Here is a 21,027-nt window from a genome sequence, read left to right as displayed (position 1 = left end):
TACCGTAGCTTGGGGTCGGACTCGTGATTAACACTGGGGTGCTGGGGTGGGTGGCGATGTGGGCGTGGGTTCGGGTTGAGGGTTCTCCCGAACCGGATCAGGATCATCTTCAAACACTGGCTCACCATCCCGCAGCAGCCAGTCCAGCAGTGGATCTGGGCCGGCCTCCCGCTCATCGGTGTCAGAGGGCAAAGGAACAGCAGGCGGTCTCTCAATGTCTGTACCCGGATTCAAAAGCAGACGCAGGCCCCAAAAAGTGCTCCCGGCAATGGCGGCAAAAAGAGCTATCCCTCCCCAGAGGGGGATCTGCCTGTCCCTGGAGTCCGGCTGGGCGCCTTCCCAATCATCGATGGCTGCCAGGGTGCGCTCGGAAAACGGCGAGGTTGTTGGAGGGGGCGTGAGGGAAGATCCGGCGCTGTTGTGGGATTGCAGGGATCTCTCCAATTGGTCGCTGAGGAGCCTCATGGTCTGGGGCCGCTGGCCGGGGTCTTTGGCCAGACAAGCAAGCACCACTTCCTCCAGCGCCGGCGGGATCTCATGAGGCAACTGGGAGCGGTCGAAGGGCCGAGGCTGTTGGTAGTTGTGGGCCTCGTACCAACCGGGAAAAGAATCGGTCTTGGGCTGTAGGGGGTGTTGCCTGGTCAGCATGCGGTAGAGCACCACGCCGAATGAGTAGATGTCGGAGCGGGGATCCAATTCCTCGCCGCGCACCTGCTCGGGAGAGGCGTAGCGCACCGTCCCCAAAAAGCCGGTGGTTTGGGTGCTGAGGGCCAAAGAAACGTCGCTCAGCAACTTGGCGATGCCAAAATCCAGTATCTTGACCGTCTCTCCCAGGGTCTCATCTTTCAAAACAAAGAGATTGCTGGGCTTGATGTCGCGATGGATCACCCCTTTGATGAGGTGACCATCTTGCTCAGTCTCCAAATTGTGGGCATAGTAGAGACCGGCACACACTTGGCGGGCGATCTTCACCACCTGCTGAGGGGGCAGCAGCGGGTGCTTGAGCATCAGTTCTCCCAAGCTGCGCCCCGTCAGGTATTCCATCACCAAATAAGGTTGGTTGTTCTCCAGACCGTAATCCAGCACCTTGACGATGGCCGGGTGCTCCCCCAGCAGGGTACTGATGCGAATTTCCTGCTGAAAGCGCTTGAGCAAGTGACGGCAGGTGTTTTCATCGCCTGCCAAGTTTTGGTGCAACAGCTTCACCGCCACCGGACGATTGAACAGGCGGGTATCCACAGCCTTGAACACCTGCCCCATGCCCCCTGCCGCAATGTTCTGAACCAGTTGATAGCGCTGACCGATCACTTTTCCAGGAGCAAGCTGGTTCATAAGCGGCCCAAGAGCATGTACTCTCCGATTTTAGTGTGTGTTTCTCGAAAGTTTCTCTCGCCTCTTTGCGGGCGCCACCGCCAGGCTGTCTTCATTCCCAGCGTGTTCTTGATATATCTTGATATATTTTGAATGCTTGTTAAACGCCCTGGCGGAGATTGAAGACTGGACGAAGGCTGTGGGCCATGGAGAGCTATCTGGATCTGGATGAATCTGATAAACTCAGGCGGGCGCTTGGCCGAGTCTGCGGGTTGCTGTCTGTCGGGTATCTATGCTGGCTAACTGGCTGCCAATTTCAGGGATCCCTCTGGCCCTGCTCGGCCCGGTGAAAAACCCGGTTCTGGTGTTTCTGATCCTCCTGACGATCATGCTGGTGGCGCCGTTGCTGTTTGAGCGGCTGCGCCTGCCGGGGATCATCGGCCTGATCCTGGCCGGCTTGGTGGTGGGGCCCTACGGCTTGGGCATCTTGCAGCGGGATGAGACCATCGTCCTGCTGGGCACCGTGGGGCTGCTGTTTCTCATGTTCATGGCCGGGCTGGAGACCAGCCTGGAGGATCTGAAGCTGAATGCCTGGAAGGCCAGCGTCTTTGGGGTGCTCACCTTTCTATTGCCAATGGTGATCGGCACGGCGGCCATGCTGGCTTTGGGGTATGGCTTTCTGGCGGCGGTGCTGGTGGCTTCGTGTTTTGCCTCCCATACCCTCATTGCCCTGCCGATCGTCTCCAAGTTGGGCCTGATGCGCCTGCAGACGGTAACAGCCACCCTGGGGGCGACGTTGATTACCAATGTCTTGGCGCTGCTGGTGCTGGCGGTGGTGGTGCGCGCCCATCAAGGGGAGCTGACACTGCAATTCTGGCTGACGCTGATCCCCTCGATTGCCCTCTACACGTTTGCCACCCTCTGGGGGGTGCCCAAGCTGGGCGGTTGGTTTTTCCGGCGCTTCGGCCACGACGAGGGGGCGGAGTTTACTTTTGTGATTGCCACCTTGTTCGTGGTGGCCTACGGAGCAGGGTTGATCGGCATTGAGCCGGTGGTGGGCGCCTTTTTGGCCGGGACGGCCATCACCCCCATCATCCCCCAGCTTAGCCCCCTCATGAACCGCATTCAGTTCATCGGCAACACGTTGTTTGTGCCGTTTTTCTTGATCTCGGTGGGAATGCTGATCAACCCCAGCATTCTCTTGGGCGAGCCACGCACGCTGCTGGTGGGCGGGGTGATGATCGCAGCGGAGGTGGTGAGCAAGTTTTTGGCGGCTTGGATCCCGGCCCAACTGTTTGGCTGGCGCTTGGCCAGCGCTATGGTCATGTTCGGCCTGTCGGTAGCGCAGGCGGCGGCTACTTTGGCGGCAATCACGGTGGCCTTTAACGTGAAATTGGTGGATGAGCTGACGGTGAACGGCACCATCGCCATGATCCTGATTACCTGCATTGCCTCGCCTTGGATCGTGGCCCGCTGGGGTGAGCGACTCCAGCCTGCAGAGGTGGCGGCAGAAGCTGGTAACCTGCCCCAGCCAGCCTGGGGATCCCGCGTCTTGGTGCCGGTCGCCAACCCCGATACCGAAAGCAACCTGCTGCAGTTGGCTTTGATTTTGGTCAAAAAAGAAGGGGGGACGTTGCTGCCGCTGCACGTTTTGTCTGACCGGGCTGGGATCTCGCCCGCGGCCCTTTCTCGGCAGGAACAGTTGCTGTCCTTTGCCGAAGCTTTGGCCCACAGCGCCGTGGCCCGAGTGGAGCCGATTCGCCGGGTGGATGATTCGGTGGAAAAAGGGATCGTTCGCTCGGCAGCGGAACAGCAGGCTACCTTGGTAATCCTGGGCTGGAAGGGCTACTCCACCTATGCGGAGAATTTCTTCGGCAGTGTCATCGACGCAGTGGTGCGGCAGGTGGGGATCCCGGTGTTGATTACGCGGTTTCCTGTCCCGATTGAGACGACGCGGCGCATCCTTTTGGCAGCCCCAGAGTTGGAAGTGTCTTCTGGATCCCTGCAGCAGACGATTGGGCTGGCGCAGACGCTGGCCGAGGAGTTGAAGGCGGCGCTGCAGATTCTTTTGGTGCAAACCCGACCGCCGCGGGAGCGCTCCCCGGCCCTGGTGGCGGAAAGCTACGCCCATCTGCCGCTCCAACGGGTGCAAGGAGGGCTAGTGGCCGAGGTGCTCAAAGCGCTGCAGTCGGGAGATGTGTTGATGTTGATCCCCAGCGAAGCCCGCAGCCGCTCCCGTCTGAGCCGAGAGCCGGAGACCATTGCCCGCAACCGGCCTAGCCTTTCCATCCTTGTGGTGCATCTGCCTGCTGCCTCCCCGGCACGTCCGCAGGAGGGCGTTCTGGCAGCAGGGGATCCCACTTGGTACTGATGGCGGGTTAGAGCGCTTGTGTGAACGCCGCCCCGGCTCCCCTGATAAACTGGGATCCCCAGGGGGGATGTCGCTAAGAGCATAGGGGTATGGTTGCCTATTTGCTAGAAGTCGGCTGTGAGGAGCTGCCGGCCAGTTTTGTGGATTCAGCCCTAGAGCAATGGAAAACCGGGATCCCGGCCTCTTTGGCAGAAGCCCATCTGCAGGCCGAGGAGATGCAGCTTTTCGGCACGCCACGCCGCCTGGCGGTTCTGTTGCAGGGGTTGCCCACCCAGCAGCCGGATCGCGTCCTAGAGGTGAAGGGGCCGCCGGCTCAGGTGGCCTACCAAGACGGCCGGCTCACCCCGGCAGGGGAAAAGTTTGCCCAAAAACAAGGAGTGGATCCCGGTAGCCTGGAAATCCGGCAGGTGGGCAAGGGATCCTTTGTCTTTGCCGTGCAGCGGGTGCGGGGTCGACCGACAGCAGCGGTGCTCCAGGAATTGGCGCCCACTTGGATCACCAGCTTGAGCGGCGAACGGCTGATGCGCTGGGGCTATGGAGACTTGAAGTTTCCGCGCCCCATCCGCTGGCTGGTTTCCCTTTGGGATGATCAGGTGCTGCCTTTGCTGCTGCCGACCCATGAGGGCAATTCCATGTCGGGCTTGGTGGCCGGGCGGGTGAGTCGGGGGCACCGCATTTTGGGATCCCAGCGGCTTGTTTTGGAGCGGGCCGAGAGCTATGTCCGGCAAATGCAAGAGGTCGGGGTCAGTCCCGATCCGGCAACACGGGCGGCCCATATCCAGGCGGAGGTGACCAAGCTGGCCAAGCAGGTGAGCGGCTGCGCCCAGATCCCTCCTTCTCTGCTGCAAGAGGTGGTGCAGTTGGTGGAGTGGCCAACAGCAGTTCTGGGGCGCTTTGAGCCGGAGTTTTTGCGATTGCCCCCTGCGGTGATCGAGACGGTGATGATCACCCACCAGCGCTACTTCCCGGTGCGGGATGGCCGGGATCCCCAGAAATTACTGCCCTATTTCATCACCATTTCCAATGGTGATCCTGAGCAGTCGGAGCGGATCGCGGCGGGCAACAGCCGGGTGGTGCGGGCACGCTTGGCCGATGCCCGCTTTTTCTACGAAGAGGATCGGCGGATCCCCTTGGCGGAGCGGGTGGAGCGGCTGCAGGCAGTCGCCTTTGCCGAGGGGCTGGGATCGATGCGGGATAAGGTGGAGCGCATCCGCCACATCAGCCGTCTCATCGCCGCTGCCTTGAATTTGGATCCCCAGGAGCAGGCGCTGGTGGACCGCACGGCCCAACTGTGCAAGGCGGATCTGGTGACCCAGATGGTGTACGAGTTCCCGGAGCTGCAGGGGATCATGGGGGCCGACTACGCCCGGCAGGATGGGGAACCGGAGGCGGTGGCTGAGGGGATCGAGCAACACTACTGGCCTCTGGGGGCGGGGGAGGCTCTGCCCACCTCTTTAACCGGGCGGGTGGTGGGCTGGGCAGATCGCCTGGACACTCTGGTGGGCATGTTTCGCTTGGGGCGGATCCCCAGTGGTTCTTCGGATCGCTTTGCCCTGCGGCGGGCCGCCAACAGCCTGGTGCTGGTTGCCTGGGAGGCCGGCTGGAGCTTTGACTTCAACTCCCTGTTGCAAAGGGTGGTGCAGGACTACGCAGCGGGAGATGAAAAGACCTTAAAAGCGTTGCAGGAGTTTCTCGCCCAGCGGCTGCAAACCCTTTTGCAGGAAGAAAAGCGAATCGACTATGACTTGGTCAGAGCCGTGGTCGGGGATCCTGAATCCGTGCAGACAGAGGATCCGCAGAAATCGGAACTGACCTTGCGGGCCCTGAGCAACCTGCCTTTGACCTTGCTGCGGGCCGAGTATCTGCAACATTTGCGGGCTACCGGAGAATTGGCGGATCTCTATCCCACCCTCAATCGCTGTGCCCGCCTGGCAGCCCAAGGGGACTTAGACTACGCCGTGGTGGATCCGGCAGCCGCTGTGGATCCCGGCCAGTTGCAGGAGGCAGCAGAACGGGAGCTGTACGAAGCCTGCCAGAGGGTTTACCACCTAGGGGTGGAGCCGGCCTTGCGGGGAGACCTCGTCCCCTTGGTGGAAGCTCTGCAAGCGGCTGCTCCGCAGGTAGCGCGGTTTTTTGAGGCGGTCTTGGTGATGGATCCGGATCCCCTGCGGCGGGCCAACCGGCTTAACTTGCTGGGGCTATTGCGCAACCAGTCGCGCCTGCTGGGGGACATGGGAGCGGTGGTCGTGGTAGGGGAATCGGCGCCGGAGAAAACCCATTAGCAACTTCCTTTCTCTCTCCGTTTGGGAGAGGAGCCGGGGGATCGGTGGGATTCTGGTCAACGCTACAAGGGATCCCAAGTATCCTGCCGCCGCAGGGTCGCTTGCCGCAGCCGGGCCAAGTTGGCGGATCCGGTGCAGAAGGCTGCGATCCTCAGCTCCTCGATCACGGCGCGAAAGGTATCCACCACTGCCTGCGCTTGTCCTTGGGAGACGGCGTGTAAAGCGGGGGCGGCCATGCCCACCACATCGGCCCCCAGGCGGATGGCTTTGGCCACGTCGATGCCGTTGCGGATGCCGCCGCTGGCCACCAGGGGTAAATCCGGCAGCAAGCGACGAATTTCCAGCAGGGCCAACGCAGTTGGGATCCCCCAATCCCTGAAGCTGTGGGCAATGCGTTTCTTGAAGGCCTCTGTTTGGCGATGGGCCTCCACCTCGCTCCAACTGGTGCCGCCCGCCCCCGCCACATCCAGGGCTGCCACGCCGCAGTCGGCCAGCCGCTGGGCCACCTTGGCACTGAGGCCATTGCCCACTTCCTTGACCAGCACCGGCACCGGCAGTTGGGCCACCAAGCGTTCGATGCGGCCGTACAACCCGCGCCAGTCGGGATCCCCCTGGGGCTGAACCGCCTCTTGGAGAGGATTGAGGTGCAAAATCAGCGCATCCGCCTCGATCATCTCCACCGCCCGTCGCGCCTGCTCCAGCCCATAGCCATAGTTGAGCTGAACAGCACCCAGGTTGGCCAGCAGCAGAATATCCGGGGCCACTTGGCGCACCTGGTAAGTCCGGGCCAGCTCCGGGTGTTCCAAAGCGGCCCGCTGGGATCCCACCCCCATGGCAATGCCCAATTCTTGAGCGGCACTGGCCAGTTGCAGGTTGAGCTCGCGGGCTGTGTCCGTTCCCCCGGTCATGCTGCTGATGAGCAGGGGAGCCTGCAGGCGTTTTCCCAGAAACCGGCAACTGAGATCGATCTCCGGCAACAGCAGCTCCGGCAAAGCTACATGCTCGAAGAAAAAGCGCTCAAAGCCGGTGCGGATCCCTTTGGCGGCTACGTCCTGCTGCAGAACAATGTCCAGGTGATCCTGCTTACGTTCGGAGATGGGAGGTGGGGAAGCGACCATGGTCTGGGTGGAAGATTGTCCAATCTATATACCCTACATGCCAGAACAGCATTGCCCGAAGACGACCCGCGGTTGTCTATGATGTGGGCGGGATCCCAACCGGACAGCCATGCAACCCTTGCACATCTTGCTGGCAGAAGGCAACCCCCATCTGCGCAGCTTGCTGGGTTGGCACTTGCAACAGGCGGGGCACCCAGTTTGGCAAGCAGAGACCATCCGCCAGGCTAAAACCCTGCTGCAGCAGCAGCCCATCCACCTGCTGATTTTGGATGCAGAGCTGTCCAACCGCGGCGGCCTGCAATTGTGCCGCTGGGCCCATCGCCAGTGCGATCTGCTGATTTTGCTGCTCTCCCAGCGGGGATCCGAAGCCGACATCATCACCGGGCTGGAAGCCGGGGCCGACGCTTACCTCACCAAGCCCCTCAGCCTGCCCCTGTTAGACGCCCATATTCAGGCCCTGACCCGCCGGCTGCGTCGCCGTATCCCTCCCACTTTTCTGCAGTATGGGGATCTCAAAATCGACCTGGTGCAACGGCGCGTCACCTTGGCCGGGGAAGGGATCGACCTCACGCCTCAGGAGTTCAGCCTGCTGATGGTGCTGGTGCAGGCAGACGGGGATCCCGTCTCTCGGCTGGAACTGCTGGAGCGAGCGTGGCCGGATTCCACCGATAACCCCCGCACCGTTGATACCCACATCCTCTCGTTGCGCAAAAAGCTGGAACGGGATCCGCGCCAGCCCAGCTTGATCCAGACAGTGCGCAATGTCGGCTACTGCTTTGGCCTCAACCCCCCCTGCTACAGGAGCAGAAAACCCGGCCAGCCGCTGTCGGGGGTTCCGGAGCTGGCCCCTACGTCCGAGGAGAGCCAGGATCCCCGTCTGGATCGCTCAGTCGCGGCAAAGACCGGCGCACCCGCTGCTCCAAAGCCAGATTGCGACGTTGACGGCTGAGCTGCAGGGCCGCCTGCAAATCAAAGAGAGCTGTCTCTCTATCCCCCATGTTCCAGTAGGCCAGCCCCCGTTCGTACAGGCCGTACTCGTCGGAGCGGTCGATGCAGTTTATGTCCGCTTCCCGGCGAAAAGCCCGCTCGTAGTCGTCCAAAGCCGCTTTGATCTCCCCCAGCGCATAGAGAAGGTTGCCCCTGCTGTAAAGGGCGTTGGGCTGCTGCGGTTCTATTTCTAGGCTGCGGCTGAGGTCGGCAACGGCCTCGCCATAGCGATCGGCCCAAGCATAGGCAACGCCCCGCCGATAGTAATGGGCCGGAGAGGGATCCCAGCGGATGGCCTGCGACCAATCAGACAAAGCCGCCTCCCATTCGCCCAGGTAGCCGTACACCGTAGCGCGGCAGGCATAGGCGGGCGCCGAGGTGGGATCCCGACGAATGGCCTCGTCCAGGTGAGTTAGAGCTGAAGACAGAGATCCCTGTTGCATAAGCAGGTTGGCCAAGCGGAGGTGGTGGGGGGCGTTGGGGTGTAGGCGCACCAGCTCGGTCAACTCCGCCGTTGCCCCCTGCAGATCCCCTTGCGACTGGCGAATCAGGCCGCGGTAAAGGTAAGGTTCTGGCCGGCGCGGGGCCAACCGGGTGGCCTGGTCGAAGTCCGCCAGCGCCTGGGGAAGCTGGCCGAGTTCGAGGTAAGCTTGGCCCCGCAGGAGGTGGGCGTTGGTCAAATGGGGATCCTGTTGCAGCGCCAGGTTGAGCTGCTCGACGGCCCCTATCAGATCCCGGTTCAGCCACCGCTCGCGACCGCGGTTGTAGGCCAAGATGGCGGGGCGGGTAAAGGCAGAAATGGCCGCTGCACTGGCCAGACCCATCACCGCCAAGAGGCGATCCTGCCGCCAACTGGCCAGGCCCCCCAACAGCAGGGCAGCCGCGACCAACAGGCGCAAACCGGCAGAGTCGTGGGCTTTGAGCATGGCATCAACCCGGAGCCGTTTGAATCTGTTTTTCTGATTCTGCCTGATTGGGCAGCGACAAACACCAATCCTCACGAATCTGGAGCATCTCTCTTCGTTCAAGCTGGATCGGGATAGGAAGGGGCTGTTCCCCTCCCGTCTCCCTTTTGGGTGGAACGGATACTCTAGGCCCAGAGCATCAGCCGCAGCTCATAGGGATCGTGCATATCGGGGTGAAAGGGCAGCAAGCGGATGGCCAGCCCCTGTAGGCCGCTGGCCTCGTAGCGAATCTGGCCGGAGAAGATGGCGCGATCCTCCATCGTCTCCACATGGGGCAAAGAGGTCGCCTGGCCGTTCTGGATCTGGCCGTTGTCGTCCACCGGCCCCTGGTAGGCCTGGACGATCACGTCCTGCGGCTGCAGGGATCCCAGCCGCACCTCGACAGTCACCGTAAGGGGATCCCGGGCCATCACCACTTGGTCATCTTGCGCCGAGGGGAGGCCGGCGGCGGAAGCTTTCTTCGGGGTTTCAATCTGGACATTGAGGACCCGAATGTTGTACCAGTTCTCCTGCAAATGATTGCGCCAGCGGGTGAACTGGCGAGCCGACTCGAAATTGTCGCGGCGCATGCGGTCAAAGTAGTTGCTGAGGGGGATGTAGGCCCGCTCGGCATACTCCAGCACCATGCGCTGCGTGCTGAAGCGGGGGCAGTTGAGCCGAATCGCCTGCTTCATGCGCTGAATCCAGGCGTGGGGCAGGCCATCGCTGCCGCGCTGGTAAAAGAGAGGGGCAACCTCTTGTTCCAGCAGGTCGTAGAGGGCATTCGACTCCACCTCATCTTGGTAGGTGCGATCCTCGTATTCCTCGCCGCGGCCAATGGGCCAGCCGGTCTGGTAGTAATCGGCCTCATCCCACCAGCCATCCAAAATGCTCAGGTTCTGTCCACCGTTGGCCGCCGCCTTCATGCCGCTGGTGCCGCTGGCCTCGCGAGGGCGCAAGGGGTTGTTCAGCCACACATCCACGCCGGCCACCATCAGGCTGGTGATGTACATGTCGTAGTCCTCGATGAAAACTAAGTGCTGGCGAAACTCCGGCTGGCGCGACACCTGCACGATCTGGCGGATCAACTCTTTGCCGGCTGTATCGCGGGGGTGGGCCTTGCCGGCAAAGATAAACTGCATCGGGTACTGGGGATGGTTGAGCAAGGCCTTGAGCCGTTCCAGGTTGTGGAGCAAGAGGGTGGCCCGCTTGTAGGTGGCAAAGCGGCGGGCAAAGCCAATGGTGAGCACCTCTGGGTTGAGGGCCTCGGAGGCTCGCTGAATCTCCACTGCCGAGGCGGCCCGCTTTTGCAGTTGTTCCACCAGGCGCTCGCGGGTGAAGGTGATCAAGCGGGAGCGGCTGCGCTCGTGGGCCCGCCACAGTTCCCCATCCGGGATCCGATCCACCTTTTGCCAAAGAGGATCGGTGGGGGGAGCCTCCGCCCAATCCGGCCCCAGGTAGCGATCGTAGAGGGCTTGGTTCTCTTCCCCCACCCAGGTGCGGACATGCACCCCGTTGGTGATGGAGGTAATCGGCACCTCCTCCAGCGGGATCCCGGGCCATAGCCGGCTGAACATCTTGCGCGAGACCGCCCCGTGCAGCTTGCTGACGCCGTTGACAAACGAGGCCATGTTGATGGCCAGCACCGCCATGCTGAAGGGGGACTGGAAGTCGCCGGTGTTTTCGCGGCCCAGGGCCAAAAAGCGCTCCCGGCTCAGGCCCATCTGGCTGTAGTAGAAGCCGAGGTAGTAGTCGATTTTGTCCGGCGGGAAGAGGTCGATCCCGGCGGGTACCGGCGTGTGGGTGGTAAACATCTGGCTGGACTTGGCCACCTGCCAAGCCTCTTCAAAGCTCAGCCCCTGCTCCAGCATCAACAGGCGGATGCGCTCCACGGCCAAAAAAGCCGAGTGCCCCTCGTTCATGTGGTAGACGGTGGGATGGATGCCAAGGGCGCGCAAAGCCCGCACGCCGCCGATGCCCAGCATGATCTCCTGGTGGATGCGCACGTCCTGGTCGCCGCCGTACAGCTCATCGGTGATGTCTTGGTCGTACTGGCTGTTGGGCTCGATGTTGGTGTCCAGCAGGTAGAGGGGCACCCGCCCCACCATCGCCTTCCAGATGCGGGCAAACACCTTGCGTTTGGGGTAGTCCACCTCGATGCGAATCTCGCGGCCCTCCGCATCCCTTTGCAGCTCCAGGGGCATGTTGAAAAAATCGTTCACAGGGTAGCGCTCCTGCTGCCAGCCGTCGGGGTTGAGGTACTGGCGAAAATATCCCTTTTGGTAGAGCAGGCCCACCCCCACCAGCGGCAGGCCCAGGTCGCTGGCCGCCTTGAGGTGATCCCCGGCCAAAACCCCCAGGCCCCCTGAGTAGATGGGCAGACAATCCGCCAGACCAAACTCTGCCGAAAAATAGGCGTAGCACTCCCCTTCCACGGCTTGGGCTGAGCGATGCTTGCGGTACCAGGTGTCTTCTTGCAGGTAGCTCTGGAGCTGTTGGCTGGCCCGTTCCAACTGGGCCAAAAAACCGGGATCCTCCGCCAGCTCGTCCAGCCGCTCCTGCCGGATCTGCCCCAGCAAAGCCACCGGGTTGTGGCCACAGGCATCCCAGAGATCCGGATCCATGCGCTGGAACAGGCTGCGGGTTTCCACGTTCCAACTAAAATGCAGGTTATAGGCCAGCAAGCGCAGACTTTCCAGAGCAGCCGGCAGGTAGGGAGTAACCTTAAACGTGCGTAACGGCTTCATAGTTAGGACGCGTGCAGGTCGCCACTGCCAAGCTACCCTGACCTCGGCGGGAGAGCACAGTTTTTTACAGCTTCTTTCGAGTTGAAGGCCGGGATCCTGCCTAGGTACCACCTGCCACCTCCAGGGAACCAAGGCATAGCGCATTCCTTGTTACATATGGATCTAACTGCACCCCTGGCCGACACCATTGCTGCCATTGCCACCGCTGTGGTGCCCGAGCAGGGCAGCATTGGCATTGTACGCCTTTCCGGCTCGCGGGCTTTGGCCATTGCCCAGGCCATCTTTACCCCCGCCCGCCGCAACGCCACCTGGGAGAGCCATCGCCTCCTCTACGGCTGGATCCATGACGAGAAGGGTCGCCAACTGGACGAAGCCTTAGCTGTGTGGATGCAGGCCCCCCGCTCCTACACCCGCGAGGATGTGGTGGAGCTGCACTGCCACGGCGGCATCATGGTGGTTCAGTCCACGCTGCAGCAGTGCCTGCGCCAGGGAGCACGGCTGGCGCAGCCGGGGGAGTTCAGCCTGCGGGCTTTCTTGAATGGACGCATCGACCTCACCCAGGCCGAAAGTGTGGCCGATCTGGTGGCGGCCCGCTCCCCCCAGGCAGCCCAGATGGCGCTGGCGGGGCTGCAGGGCAAATTGGGACAGTCCATCCGCGCCCTGCGCCAGGAGCTGCTGGGCTTATTGGCCGAGATCGAGGCGCGCATCGACTTTGAAGAGGATCTGCCCCCTCTGGATGTTCCCGCTTGGCAGGCCCGGCTGCAAGCCATCCAGGCCCAGATGCAGGCCCTGCTGGCTACCGTCGAGCGGGGGCAACTGCTGCGCACCGGCGTGAAGGTGGCCATCGTCGGACGGCCCAATGTCGGCAAGTCCAGCCTGCTCAACGCCTGGTCGGGCCAAGACCGCGCCATCGTCACCGACCTGCCCGGCACCACCCGCGACGTGGTGGAATCCCAGTTGGTGGTGAGAGGGATCCCCGTCCAGCTTTTGGATACTGCCGGCATTCGCGCCACCGACGATCCCGTGGAACGTCTGGGGGTGGAGCGCTCCCAACGGCTGGCCCAGGCTGCCGATGTGCTGCTGCTGGTCATCGACGCCCAGGCCGGCTGGACGGATGCCGACGCCGCCATCTACGAGTCCATTCGCCACCGCCCTCTCATCTTGGTCATCAACAAAACCGACCTCGCCCCCCCTGACGGGATCCCCCTCCCCGCCGAGATTACCCACCGCGTCCCCGCCGTCGCCGCCCAAGGCCAAGGGATCCCGGAGCTGGAAGAGGCCCTGGAGCAGCTTGTCACCCAGGGACGGCCCCAGCCCAACCTGGAGGTGAGCCTTAACCAGCGCCAGGCTGCCGCCCTCCGCCAGGCCCAAGCCAGCCTGGAACAGGTAGTTCAGGCTATGCAGGCGCAGCTCCCCCTCGATTTCTGGAGCATCGACCTGCGCGACGCCCTGCACGCCCTTGGCCAGATCACCGGCGAGGAGATCTCCGAAGCGGTGCTGGATCAGATCTTCAGCCGCTTCTGCATCGGCAAGTAAGTGCTCACTAACTCATACTCATTCTGAGTTTGTGTTAGTATGGGCTGAGTTGGGGATCCTCACAGCGGATCCCGGATAATGGAGACACAACTTAGGAGGTTGGCTATGGTTACCGCCGCAAAAACCCGTCTCTACCCCACCCAGATCGACTTGCCGGCCGAGGCCCGCGCGCAACTGGTGGAGTTGCTCAACCAGTCCTTGGCGGACACGCTGGATCTGAAAACCCAGGTGAAGCAGGCCCATTGGAACGTCAAAGGCATGAACTTCATCGCCCTGCACGAGATGTTTGACACCTTTGCCGGCACCCTGGAAAACTACGTAGACATGCTGGCGGAGCGGGTTACGGCTCTGGGGGGCATCGCCCGCGGTACCGCTCGCATCGTCGCCCAAACCTCGAACTTGCCCGAATACGACCTAACGGCTGAGGAGGGGCGGGCTCACCTGCAGGCTTTGGCGGCCCGCTACGGCCAGTATGCGGCTGCTGTCCGCCGCAACATCGACCGCACCACCGAACTGGGGGATGCCGACACCGCCGACCTGTTTACCGAGATCTCCCGCCAGATCGACAAAGATCTTTGGTTCATCGAGGCTCACCTGCAGGCGTAACGTCGGCAAGCCAAATCTGGATAGGCAAGTGGAGTAGGCAAAAATGGGCGTCAACGCTCCCCTCCTGTACCTGGTGGCTTTGGCCGGTATCCTCAGCGTGGCAGGCTACTTCGTCCTGCGTGAGGTGCTGCGGGTGCGGGCCCAGGAAAAAGTCATCCGGCAGCTCCAGCCCCGCCTGAGCAAAGGCAAGGGATCCCCGCAGGAGCACTACGAGTTGGGCAGCGTCTATCTGCAAAAGCGTCTCTACGACCAGGCCATCGTCCAGCTTAAAAAAGCTCTAGAGGTGGCGGGGGAGAACATTCCCCCCGTCTGCAACGCCCTCGGTTTTGCCTACTTCAGCCAGGGGCAATACGACCTGGCCATCCGCTACTACAAAGATGCAGTGGCAGCGGATCCCGGCTATGTGACCGCTTGGAACAACCTGGCCCATGCCTATGAGAAGAAAAATCTCTATGGCCCAAGCCTGGAAGCTTACGAAACTGCCCTGAAGTTGGATCCCCAAAATGCCATTGCCAAGCGCCGCTCGGATTCTCTGCGCAAACGCTTGTAGCCCAGCTCCTGGGGATTCCCTCTGCAATTCCATCCGCAGAAATACTCTTGACTGAGGCACAGTTGTTCAGATGGGTTGGGCTTAAAAGCTCATCATGCCTCTATAAGCCTTTCCTTATCCTCTCAAAAGAAGATTGAAATATGGAAATCTTGAGCACACATGTAAGATCCGGTATCGTGTTGCCGGGGCTGGTATTATGTCTTAAAAACGAGAGGCCATTTCATGGATTCGCAATCGGTAGCACCTGTGGTTCTGGTAATCCTGGACGGCTGGGGTTATCGGGACGCTCTCGATGGCAACGCGGTGCTGGCTGCCCAAACCCCTGTCCTGGATAGCCTTTGGGCTGCCTATCCCCATGCTCTGCTGCAAGCCTCAGGTCGAGCTGTGGGCCTGCCGGCAGGACAGATGGGCAACTCTGAAGTCGGGCATCTGACGTTGGGGGCAGGGCGGGTGGTACCGCAAGAATTGGTGCGTATCAGCGACGCCATCGAGACGGGATCCCTCTTCCAGGAGCCCCTCTTGCTGGAGGTGTGTTGCCAACTCAAAGAGCGAGGGGGCCGTTTTCATTTCATCGGCCTCTGCTCCGAAGGCGGGGTTCACTCCCACATCGACCATCTCTATGGCTTGCTTAAGTTGGCGACCCAGGCTGGGATCCCGGCCTATGTCCACGCCATCACCGATGGCCGCGATACCTTGCCTCGCGACGGGGCCAGGGTTCTGGCCGCCCTGGAAAAAGAGCTGCAACGGCTGGGCAATGGCGTCATCGCCACCCTGAGTGGCCGCTACTACGCCATGGATCGGGATCGCCGTTGGGAGCGCACCCAGAAGGCCTACGAGATCCTGACGGAAGACGGCCCTGGCTGTGGCCGCAGCGCTGCTGAGGTCATGGAAGACTTTTACGCCCAGGATGTTACCGACGAGTTCATTCCCCCCACTCGCTTGGCTCCGGGGGCGGTGCAGCCGGGAGATGCAGTCATCTTCTTCAACTTCCGACCGGATCGCGCCCGCCAGCTCACCCAAGCCTTCGTCTGCCCTGACTTTTCCGGTTTCCAGCGCCGTCTGATTCCGGATCTCACCTTTATCACCATGACGCAGTACGATCCAACCTTGCCGGTGCAGGTGCTCTTTAAGCCCCAGAACCTGGATCACCTGCTGGGCCAAGTGGTGAGCGAGGCCGGCCTCAAGCAGTTGCGCATTGCCGAGACGGAAAAGTACGCCCACGTCACCTACTTCTTCAACGGCGGCATCGAGCAGCCCTTTCCCGGCGAAGATCGCATCTTGGTGCCAAGCCCGCTGGTGGCCACCTACGACCAGATGCCGGAGATGTCGGCGGTGGAGGTGACCGACAAGGCTATCGAAGCTATCGCCCGCCGCGAATACAGCCTCGTGGTGCTCAACTATGCCAATCCCGACATGGTGGGCCACACCGGCAACTTCGAGGCCACCGTGCGGGCGCTGGAGACGGTGGATCGCTGCCTGGGCCGTCTGCTGGCGGCGGTGGTGGATGCGGGGGGTACCACCTTAATCTTGGCGGATCACGGCAACGCCGAGCTGATGTGGGACGAGCAGGGCAACCCTTGGACCGCCCACACCACCAACCCCGTCCCCTGCATCCTGGTGGAGGGGGAAAAGCGCAAAATCCCCAGTCGCGGCGGCAACGTCAAGCTGCGCTCCGACGGCACCCTGGCCGACGTGGCCCCCACCCTTCTGGAGATCTTAGGTCTGCCTCAACCTGCCGAGATGACAGGGCGCTCGCTCTTGCAGCCGGCAGAATACACCATCCTGCAGCGGCAACCCAGCCCAGTGGGGCGCTGAGACCGGGAATTGCTCACTCGGCCACTGGGATCCCAGCCTGGGCCAGCCAAGCTCTCAGCTCTTCCCAGTTGCGGTAGAGGGCCAAAACCTGCGAGCGCTCAGGGTGATAGGGGGCGCTCAGGCGCTCCAACTGCAAAAAGCGAGCCTGGGGAGGGATCACCGCCACTTCCGGATCGGGGGGTGTGGGCCGGCGCAGGGAGCTGCTGTAGCCGCGGTAGATCAGCACCAAATCAACTTCCCCCTCGCTTTCTACCTCCACCCGCAGCACCTCCTGGGGGTGAGCCTGGCTGTAGCGCTCCAAGGCCAGCGGCCAGGGCAAAGCACTCATGCCAGCTCCCCCTTGTCTGCACCGGGCCGCAGCCGCCAGACAAAGTAAACGCTATAGAGCAGGTAGGCCACCAAGCCCCACGCCCCCACGCTCCCCAGCAGCTCCGGCGGCACATTGGGATGGAAAATCTCTCGAAACCCCAGCGGCGGCTCAAGCCAAGCTCGACACTCCGCCGATAGAGAAGCCCGGAAGGCGCAGGGCACGAAGGCCCCCGAAAAGAGGATCCCGGCCCCCATGTAACCGGTTACAGCCCACCGCCAGAGCAAAAAAGCTCGTGCCGCCCAGCTTCTCGACTGCCTGAGAGCAGTGCTCCAATCTCGCCAGAACCACAGGCAGACCGGGATCAAGAGCCGCGCCATCGCCCCGCTCAAGAAGCTGATGGGCAGGCCACCAATCATCAAATACACCGTCACCGCCAAGAGGCTGGACACCCGCCAGTAAACGATCAAGAGCTGAATCAGAGGACGTAACCCCACCGCAAAAGCCCAAATTAGGAGAGCCAACGGCAGCACCACCGTCAGCGCCACGGCCAAGCTGTAGTCCACCCAGATCGCCTTGACCAGCCAACTCACGGGGATCATCCTCGCCCTTTCTTCTCACTGCCCCATAGTATATAGAGCGGCAGGGTCGGCGGGATCCACCTCAAAACAACAGGAGGTAACAGAATATTGCAGCTTCTCGGCCACCTTAGGCAAAACTTTACATCCGAGGGCTTTCAGAAAGTTTTCCATTTTTGCCGTTGCCGATCCGCGAAGGTGGTAGATTCTTAGAGGAACATCTCCGTCTGTCGAAGGGCTAGTCGTCTTTCGAGGCGATGATTGTAAGGTTCCATCCCGTCCTGGCCCGGCCCAACTCGTTAAGTATTGTTACTTAGTCGTGTTATTTTGGGTTAAGGCCAGATCCTCACAGGTGGTGACCTCATTCCCATGGCACGTTCTTCCCGACTTCTCTCCCACAGTCCTGCCCGTTGGAAGGCGACCCCGTGGAAGCCCAAGCCTTTGCCTCCCCTAGAGGAGGCGCCGCCTCCGTCCCAGCAGGAGGAGGATTTAGGCTGCCAGAGTGCGTCGCAGCCGTCGCTTGCTCCGGGCGAAGCGGGTTCGGGGGAGAAGGCGACAATGGCTGGCAGGAGCTATGAAGCGCTGCAGCTATGGCTGGTGGTGGTTACCTTGGGCGTGAGTCTGGCCATCGCTGTGGGAGTGGCCCTGGTCTACTCCCCAGGGGTGGCGGCCAACTACTTGCTCGGAGCAATCGTTGGCGTAGTCTATCTGCGCATGCTGGGCCGTGGTGTTGCGGAGCTGGGCAAAAGTCGCAGCCGGCTGGGCGTGACGCGCTTGGCTCTGTTTGTCGGGCTGATCGTCCTGGCCACTCAGGTGAAGTCTTTACAGATTTTGCCTATTTTTTTGGGGTTCATGACCTACAAGGTCGCCCTGCTCATTCATCTTGTCCAGACGCTGACTCGTTTATCCTCTTCTGCGTGATGCCCATGAACCTGTTCTTCTCCTCTCCTCCTCTTCTAGCAGAACTTGAGGTCGGCCATCACCTCTATTGGCACCTGGGCAAATTCACCGTTCACGGGCAGGTTTTGATTGCCAGTTGGATCGCCATCGCCCTGATCTTGGCCGTGGTGCTGTTGGGGACTCGTCAACTGCAGCGGGAGCCGTCTGGCCTGCAAAACTTCGTTGAGTATGCCCTGGAATTTGTGCAAAGCATTGCCCGCGCCCAGATTGGCGAGCGCAACTTCCGGCCCTGGGTGCCCTATGTTGGCACCTTGTTCTTGTTCATCTTTGTCTCCAACTGGATGGGCAACCTCTTCCCTTGGAAGTTGATTCCCCTGCCGGAAGGAGAGCTGGCCTCTCCCACCAACGACATCAACACCACCGCCGGCTTGGCGCTGCTCACCAGCGTCATGTATTTTGTAGCCGGTATTAGCAAGCGAGGGCTGTCCTACTTTAAAAAGTACATCGAGCCCACGCCGGTTCTGTTGCCCATCAACGTCCTGGAAGATTTCACCAAACCTCTCTCGCTGAGCTTCCGTCTGTTCGGCAACATCTTGGCAGAGGAGCTGGTGATCGCGGTGTTGGTGTTGCTGGTGCCGTTGTTGATCCCGGTGCCGGTGATGATCCTGTTCCTGTTTACAGGGGCCATTCAGGCTTTGATCTTCGCGACGCTCTCGGCAGCTTACATTGGAGAGGCGCTGGAAGGTCATGGGGGTGGGGATCACCACGATTGACCCAGGAGTTGAGCCAGCCGCCGAGTTCAGGGCCCAGCTCTCAAAACCTCTCCAATGGGTCGTTGCAAGGGATCCCTTCTCTGGTAAGGTTTGTTGGGGCCGAGAGGCCGCCGACAAAGAGGCGATCGGTTAAATAAAGCCAGATCACCTCGACGCTCAAAGCGCTGTTGCGTTCGTGTCAACCCTCTGTTTTGTACTGACAAGGAGCATCTCACTATGGATCCGTTAACCTCTGCTGCTTCTGTTTTGTCTGCCGCTCTGGCAATTGGCCTGGGATCCCTGGGCCCGGGGCTGGGCCAGGGGAATGCTGCCGCCGCCGCTATGGAAGGGCTGGCCCGTCAGCCGGAAGCAGAAGATAAAATCCGCGGCAACCTGCTGGTCAGCCTGGCCTTCATGGAAGCGTTGACCATCTACGGCTTGGTGGTGGCACTGGTACTTTTGTTTGCCAACCCCTTCGCCTAATGCCTCTGGGGGCGGCCCAGGCCGAGAGCTGGGGTCTTGCCCCCCTTCCCTGCTCGATCTCAGATCCTGTTTCTGTTGGTGCGGCCTCATGATTTGTTCAACTTTGTTGGCCGTCGAAGCTGCCGAGAAAAATGGCCTCTTCGATCTGGATGCCACCTTGCCCATCATTGCCGTCCAATTTCTGCTGCTGGTGGCCGTGCTCAACTCCCTTTTCTACGAGCCGGTTACTCGGGTCATCGACAGCCGCAACGACTACATCCGCACCACCCAGGCGGAGGCCCAGGAGCGGTTGGACAAGGCGATGGCTCTGACCCGCCAGTACGAGGCTGAGATCGGCAAGGCCCGCCTACAGGCGCAGCAGGTGATCGCCGAGGCGGAAGCGGCTGCAGCCCGCATCCGTGCGGAGAAGCTGGCGGCAGCCCAGACGGAGATCCAAGCCAAGCTGGAGGCGGCGCGGCGGCAAGTTGAGCAGGAAAAGCAGACGGCGCTCGAACAACTGCAGCAGCAAGTGGATGCCATTGCCGCCCAGATCACCGAGAAGCTGTTGGGCAGCGCCCGTTAAGTGGCCGGTTGAACATTCCTTGGGAGTAGCGCGTGATGCTGGTGTGGAGCCTGATGCCCGCTTGGCTTTTGGCCATGGCAGAAGCCGCGGAAGTATCCCCAGAAAAGGGGCTCTTGGATGCGATTCTGGAAAGCAACTTAATCAACATCGCCATCATCCTCACCTTGCTGTACATTTTGGGGCGCCGGGTGGTGGGGGAAGCTCTGGCCAAGCGGCGAGAAGGCATCCTCGAGGAGCTGCGCCAGGCGGAGCAGCGCAAGCAGGAGGCGATCGAGAGGCTGGCGGAAGAACAACAAAAGCTGGCGCAGGCCCAGCAGGAGGCGGAGCGCATTCGCAAACAGGCGGAGGCCAATGCGGAAGCCCGCCGGCAGGAGCTGTTGCAGCAGGCGGAGCGGGAGATCGAGCGGCTGCGCGCCAACGCCGAAAGGGATCTCTCTGCTGAACAAGAGCAAATTGTCCAGGAGCTGCGCCGCCAGATCGTGCGCCAAGCCCTGCGCAAGGTGGAGCAGGAGCTGCCGCAGCACCTCAGCGAGCAGGTTCACCAGCGCCTGATCGAACAAGGGATCCAGATGATTGCCCGCTAAGGAGGAGGAAGGGAAAAGCATGATCAGCCGCACCATGGCCGCCAAGGTGGTCGATCCCTACGCCGAAGCCCTGGTTTCTCTTGCCTCTGCTCAGGGGCTAATGGATACCTTTGAGGCCGACATCCGTTTTATGGCCGCGGTTCTGCAGGCCACGCCGGAGCTGGGCCAATTCCTCGCCAGCCCCCTGATCAAGGCGGAAGCCAAGAAAAACCTGCTGCAGCAGGTGTTTGCCGACCAGATCCACCCCCTGCTGCTGAATGCTCTTAAGCTGTTGTGCGACCGTCGCCGTATCATGTTCCTCGAGGCCGTCTGCCGGCGGTTCTTGGAGCTGCAGCGGAAGCTGCAAGATATCGTCCTGGCCGAGGTGACCACGGCGGTACCTCTGACGGAGGCGCAACAGCAGTCGATCCGCGAGCGGGTAAGAGACTTCACGCAGGCCAGGGGTGTGGAGCTCCAGATTGCCCAAGATCCCACGTTGCTGGGTGGGGTGATCATCAAGATCGGATCCCAGGTGATCGACCTCAGCTTGCGCGGCCAGTTGCGCCGGCTGGCGCTGCAGTTGGCCTAAATTGGCCCAGCGTTTTCCTTAATAAT

General features: G+C 61.4%; 19 protein-coding genes. 13 read left to right on the top strand and 6 right to left on the bottom strand.

Annotated features, from left to right (window positions below; genetic code table 11):
* Positions 1-27 precede the first annotated feature (27 nt).
* A complete protein-coding gene (locus NW858_RS01895; protein WP_414519529.1) occupies positions 28-1,332 on the bottom strand; it encodes a serine/threonine-protein kinase in 1,305 nt (434 codons plus the stop codon).
* Between the two features lie 271 nt (positions 1,333-1,603).
* On the opposite strand from NW858_RS01895, the gene NW858_RS01890 reads away from it, so the two are divergent.
* Positions 1,604-3,682, top strand: coding sequence for a cation:proton antiporter (locus tag NW858_RS01890; RefSeq protein ID WP_414519527.1), 2,079 nt, complete (start codon positions 1,604-1,606; stop codon positions 3,680-3,682).
* An 89-nt stretch (positions 3,683-3,771) separates the two neighbouring features.
* Positions 3,772-5,964: a glycine--tRNA ligase subunit beta gene (gene glyS / locus NW858_RS01885; RefSeq protein ID WP_414519525.1), complete on the top strand. Its 2,193-nt coding sequence runs from the start codon at positions 3,772-3,774 to the stop codon at positions 5,962-5,964.
* Between the two features lie 62 nt (positions 5,965-6,026).
* Here glyS and fni read toward each other — a convergent pair whose 3' ends face one another.
* Positions 6,027-7,082, bottom strand: coding sequence for a type 2 isopentenyl-diphosphate Delta-isomerase (fni, locus tag NW858_RS01880; protein ID WP_414333042.1), 1,056 nt, complete (start codon positions 7,080-7,082; stop codon positions 6,027-6,029).
* A gap of 109 nt (positions 7,083-7,191) precedes the next feature.
* On the opposite strand from fni, the gene NW858_RS01875 reads away from it, so the two are divergent.
* A complete protein-coding gene (locus NW858_RS01875) occupies positions 7,192-8,031 on the top strand; it encodes a response regulator transcription factor (RefSeq protein ID WP_414333043.1) in 840 nt (279 codons plus the stop codon).
* Here NW858_RS01875 and NW858_RS01870 read toward each other — a convergent pair.
* Both NW858_RS01870 and glgP read right to left on the bottom strand, forming a co-directional pair.
* The gene (locus NW858_RS01870) at positions 7,931-8,995 is read right to left on the bottom strand and encodes a tetratricopeptide repeat protein (protein ID WP_414337235.1); all 1,065 of its coding nucleotides are present in this window, start codon (positions 8,993-8,995) and stop codon (positions 7,931-7,933) included. The genes NW858_RS01875 and NW858_RS01870 overlap by 101 nt on opposite strands.
* A gap of 164 nt (positions 8,996-9,159) precedes the next feature.
* Positions 9,160-11,760: an alpha-glucan family phosphorylase gene (gene glgP / locus NW858_RS01865; protein WP_414519522.1), complete on the bottom strand. Its 2,601-nt coding sequence runs from the start codon at positions 11,758-11,760 to the stop codon at positions 9,160-9,162.
* A gap of 156 nt (positions 11,761-11,916) precedes the next feature.
* Between glgP and mnmE the strand changes: the two genes are divergently transcribed.
* The 4 genes from mnmE to gpmI all read left to right on the top strand — a co-directional run bounded on the left by mnmE (position 11,917) and on the right by gpmI (position 16,267).
* Positions 11,917-13,296 carry a tRNA uridine-5-carboxymethylaminomethyl(34) synthesis GTPase MnmE gene (mnmE, locus tag NW858_RS01860; RefSeq protein WP_414519520.1) on the top strand — a complete coding sequence of 460 codons (1,380 nt, stop codon included), beginning with the start codon at positions 11,917-11,919 and terminating at the stop codon, positions 13,294-13,296.
* A gap of 105 nt (positions 13,297-13,401) precedes the next feature.
* Positions 13,402-13,902: a DNA starvation/stationary phase protection protein Dps gene (gene dps / locus NW858_RS01855; RefSeq protein ID WP_414519518.1), complete on the top strand. Its 501-nt coding sequence runs from the start codon at positions 13,402-13,404 to the stop codon at positions 13,900-13,902.
* A 43-nt stretch (positions 13,903-13,945) separates the two neighbouring features.
* On the top strand, positions 13,946-14,452 hold the full coding sequence (locus NW858_RS01850; RefSeq protein ID WP_414333052.1) for a tetratricopeptide repeat protein: 507 nt from the start codon (positions 13,946-13,948) through the stop codon (positions 14,450-14,452).
* 222 nt (positions 14,453-14,674) lie between these two features.
* Positions 14,675-16,267, top strand: a complete 1,593-nt coding sequence (gene gpmI / locus NW858_RS01845; RefSeq protein ID WP_414337238.1) for a 2,3-bisphosphoglycerate-independent phosphoglycerate mutase — start codon at positions 14,675-14,677, stop codon at positions 16,265-16,267.
* Between the two features lie 13 nt (positions 16,268-16,280).
* On the opposite strand, the gene NW858_RS01840 is transcribed toward gpmI, so the two are convergent.
* Together NW858_RS01840 and NW858_RS01835 are read right to left on the bottom strand one after the other, a co-directional pair.
* Positions 16,281-16,595 carry a hypothetical protein gene (locus NW858_RS01840; RefSeq protein ID WP_414333055.1) on the bottom strand — a complete coding sequence of 105 codons (315 nt, stop codon included), beginning with the start codon at positions 16,593-16,595 and terminating at the stop codon, positions 16,281-16,283.
* Positions 16,592-17,176, bottom strand: a complete 585-nt coding sequence (locus NW858_RS01835) for a DUF3177 family protein (RefSeq protein WP_414333057.1) — start codon at positions 17,174-17,176, stop codon at positions 16,592-16,594. The genes NW858_RS01840 and NW858_RS01835 overlap by 4 nt, the downstream gene beginning before the upstream one ends.
* 534 nt (positions 17,177-17,710) lie before the next feature.
* On the opposite strand from NW858_RS01835, the gene NW858_RS01830 reads away from it, so the two are divergent.
* The 6 genes from NW858_RS01830 (at position 17,711) to atpH (ending at position 21,001) form a co-directional block, all read left to right on the top strand.
* Positions 17,711-18,073, top strand: coding sequence for a hypothetical protein (locus NW858_RS01830; RefSeq protein ID WP_414333058.1), 363 nt, complete (start codon positions 17,711-17,713; stop codon positions 18,071-18,073).
* Positions 18,074-18,078: 5 nt separating this feature from the next.
* Positions 18,079-18,825: a F0F1 ATP synthase subunit A gene (gene atpB, locus NW858_RS01825; RefSeq protein WP_414333059.1), complete on the top strand. Its 747-nt coding sequence runs from the start codon at positions 18,079-18,081 to the stop codon at positions 18,823-18,825.
* Positions 18,826-19,041: 216 nt separating this feature from the next.
* Entirely contained in the window at positions 19,042-19,287 is a 246-nt protein-coding gene (atpE, locus tag NW858_RS01820) for an ATP synthase F0 subunit C (RefSeq protein WP_011430931.1), read from the top strand.
* 88 nt (positions 19,288-19,375) lie between these two features.
* Entirely contained in the window at positions 19,376-19,849 is a 474-nt protein-coding gene (locus NW858_RS01815; protein WP_414333062.1) for a F0F1 ATP synthase subunit B', read from the top strand.
* A 35-nt stretch (positions 19,850-19,884) separates the two neighbouring features.
* Positions 19,885-20,433 carry a F0F1 ATP synthase subunit B gene (locus NW858_RS01810; RefSeq protein WP_414337239.1) on the top strand — a complete coding sequence of 183 codons (549 nt, stop codon included), beginning with the start codon at positions 19,885-19,887 and terminating at the stop codon, positions 20,431-20,433.
* A gap of 19 nt (positions 20,434-20,452) precedes the next feature.
* Complete coding sequence (gene atpH, locus NW858_RS01805) at positions 20,453-21,001, top strand: ATP synthase F1 subunit delta (protein WP_414333066.1); 549 nt, start codon at positions 20,453-20,455, stop codon at positions 20,999-21,001.
* The last annotated feature ends 26 nt before the right edge of the window (positions 21,002-21,027 follow it).

The sequence above is a fragment of the Synechococcus sp. H55.10 genome (genome assembly GCF_047502715.1).
In the GTDB taxonomy this organism is placed as follows: domain Bacteria; phylum Cyanobacteriota; class Cyanobacteriia; order Thermostichales; family Thermostichaceae; genus Thermostichus.
This window is presented reverse-complemented; position numbering and strand designations above follow the sequence as displayed.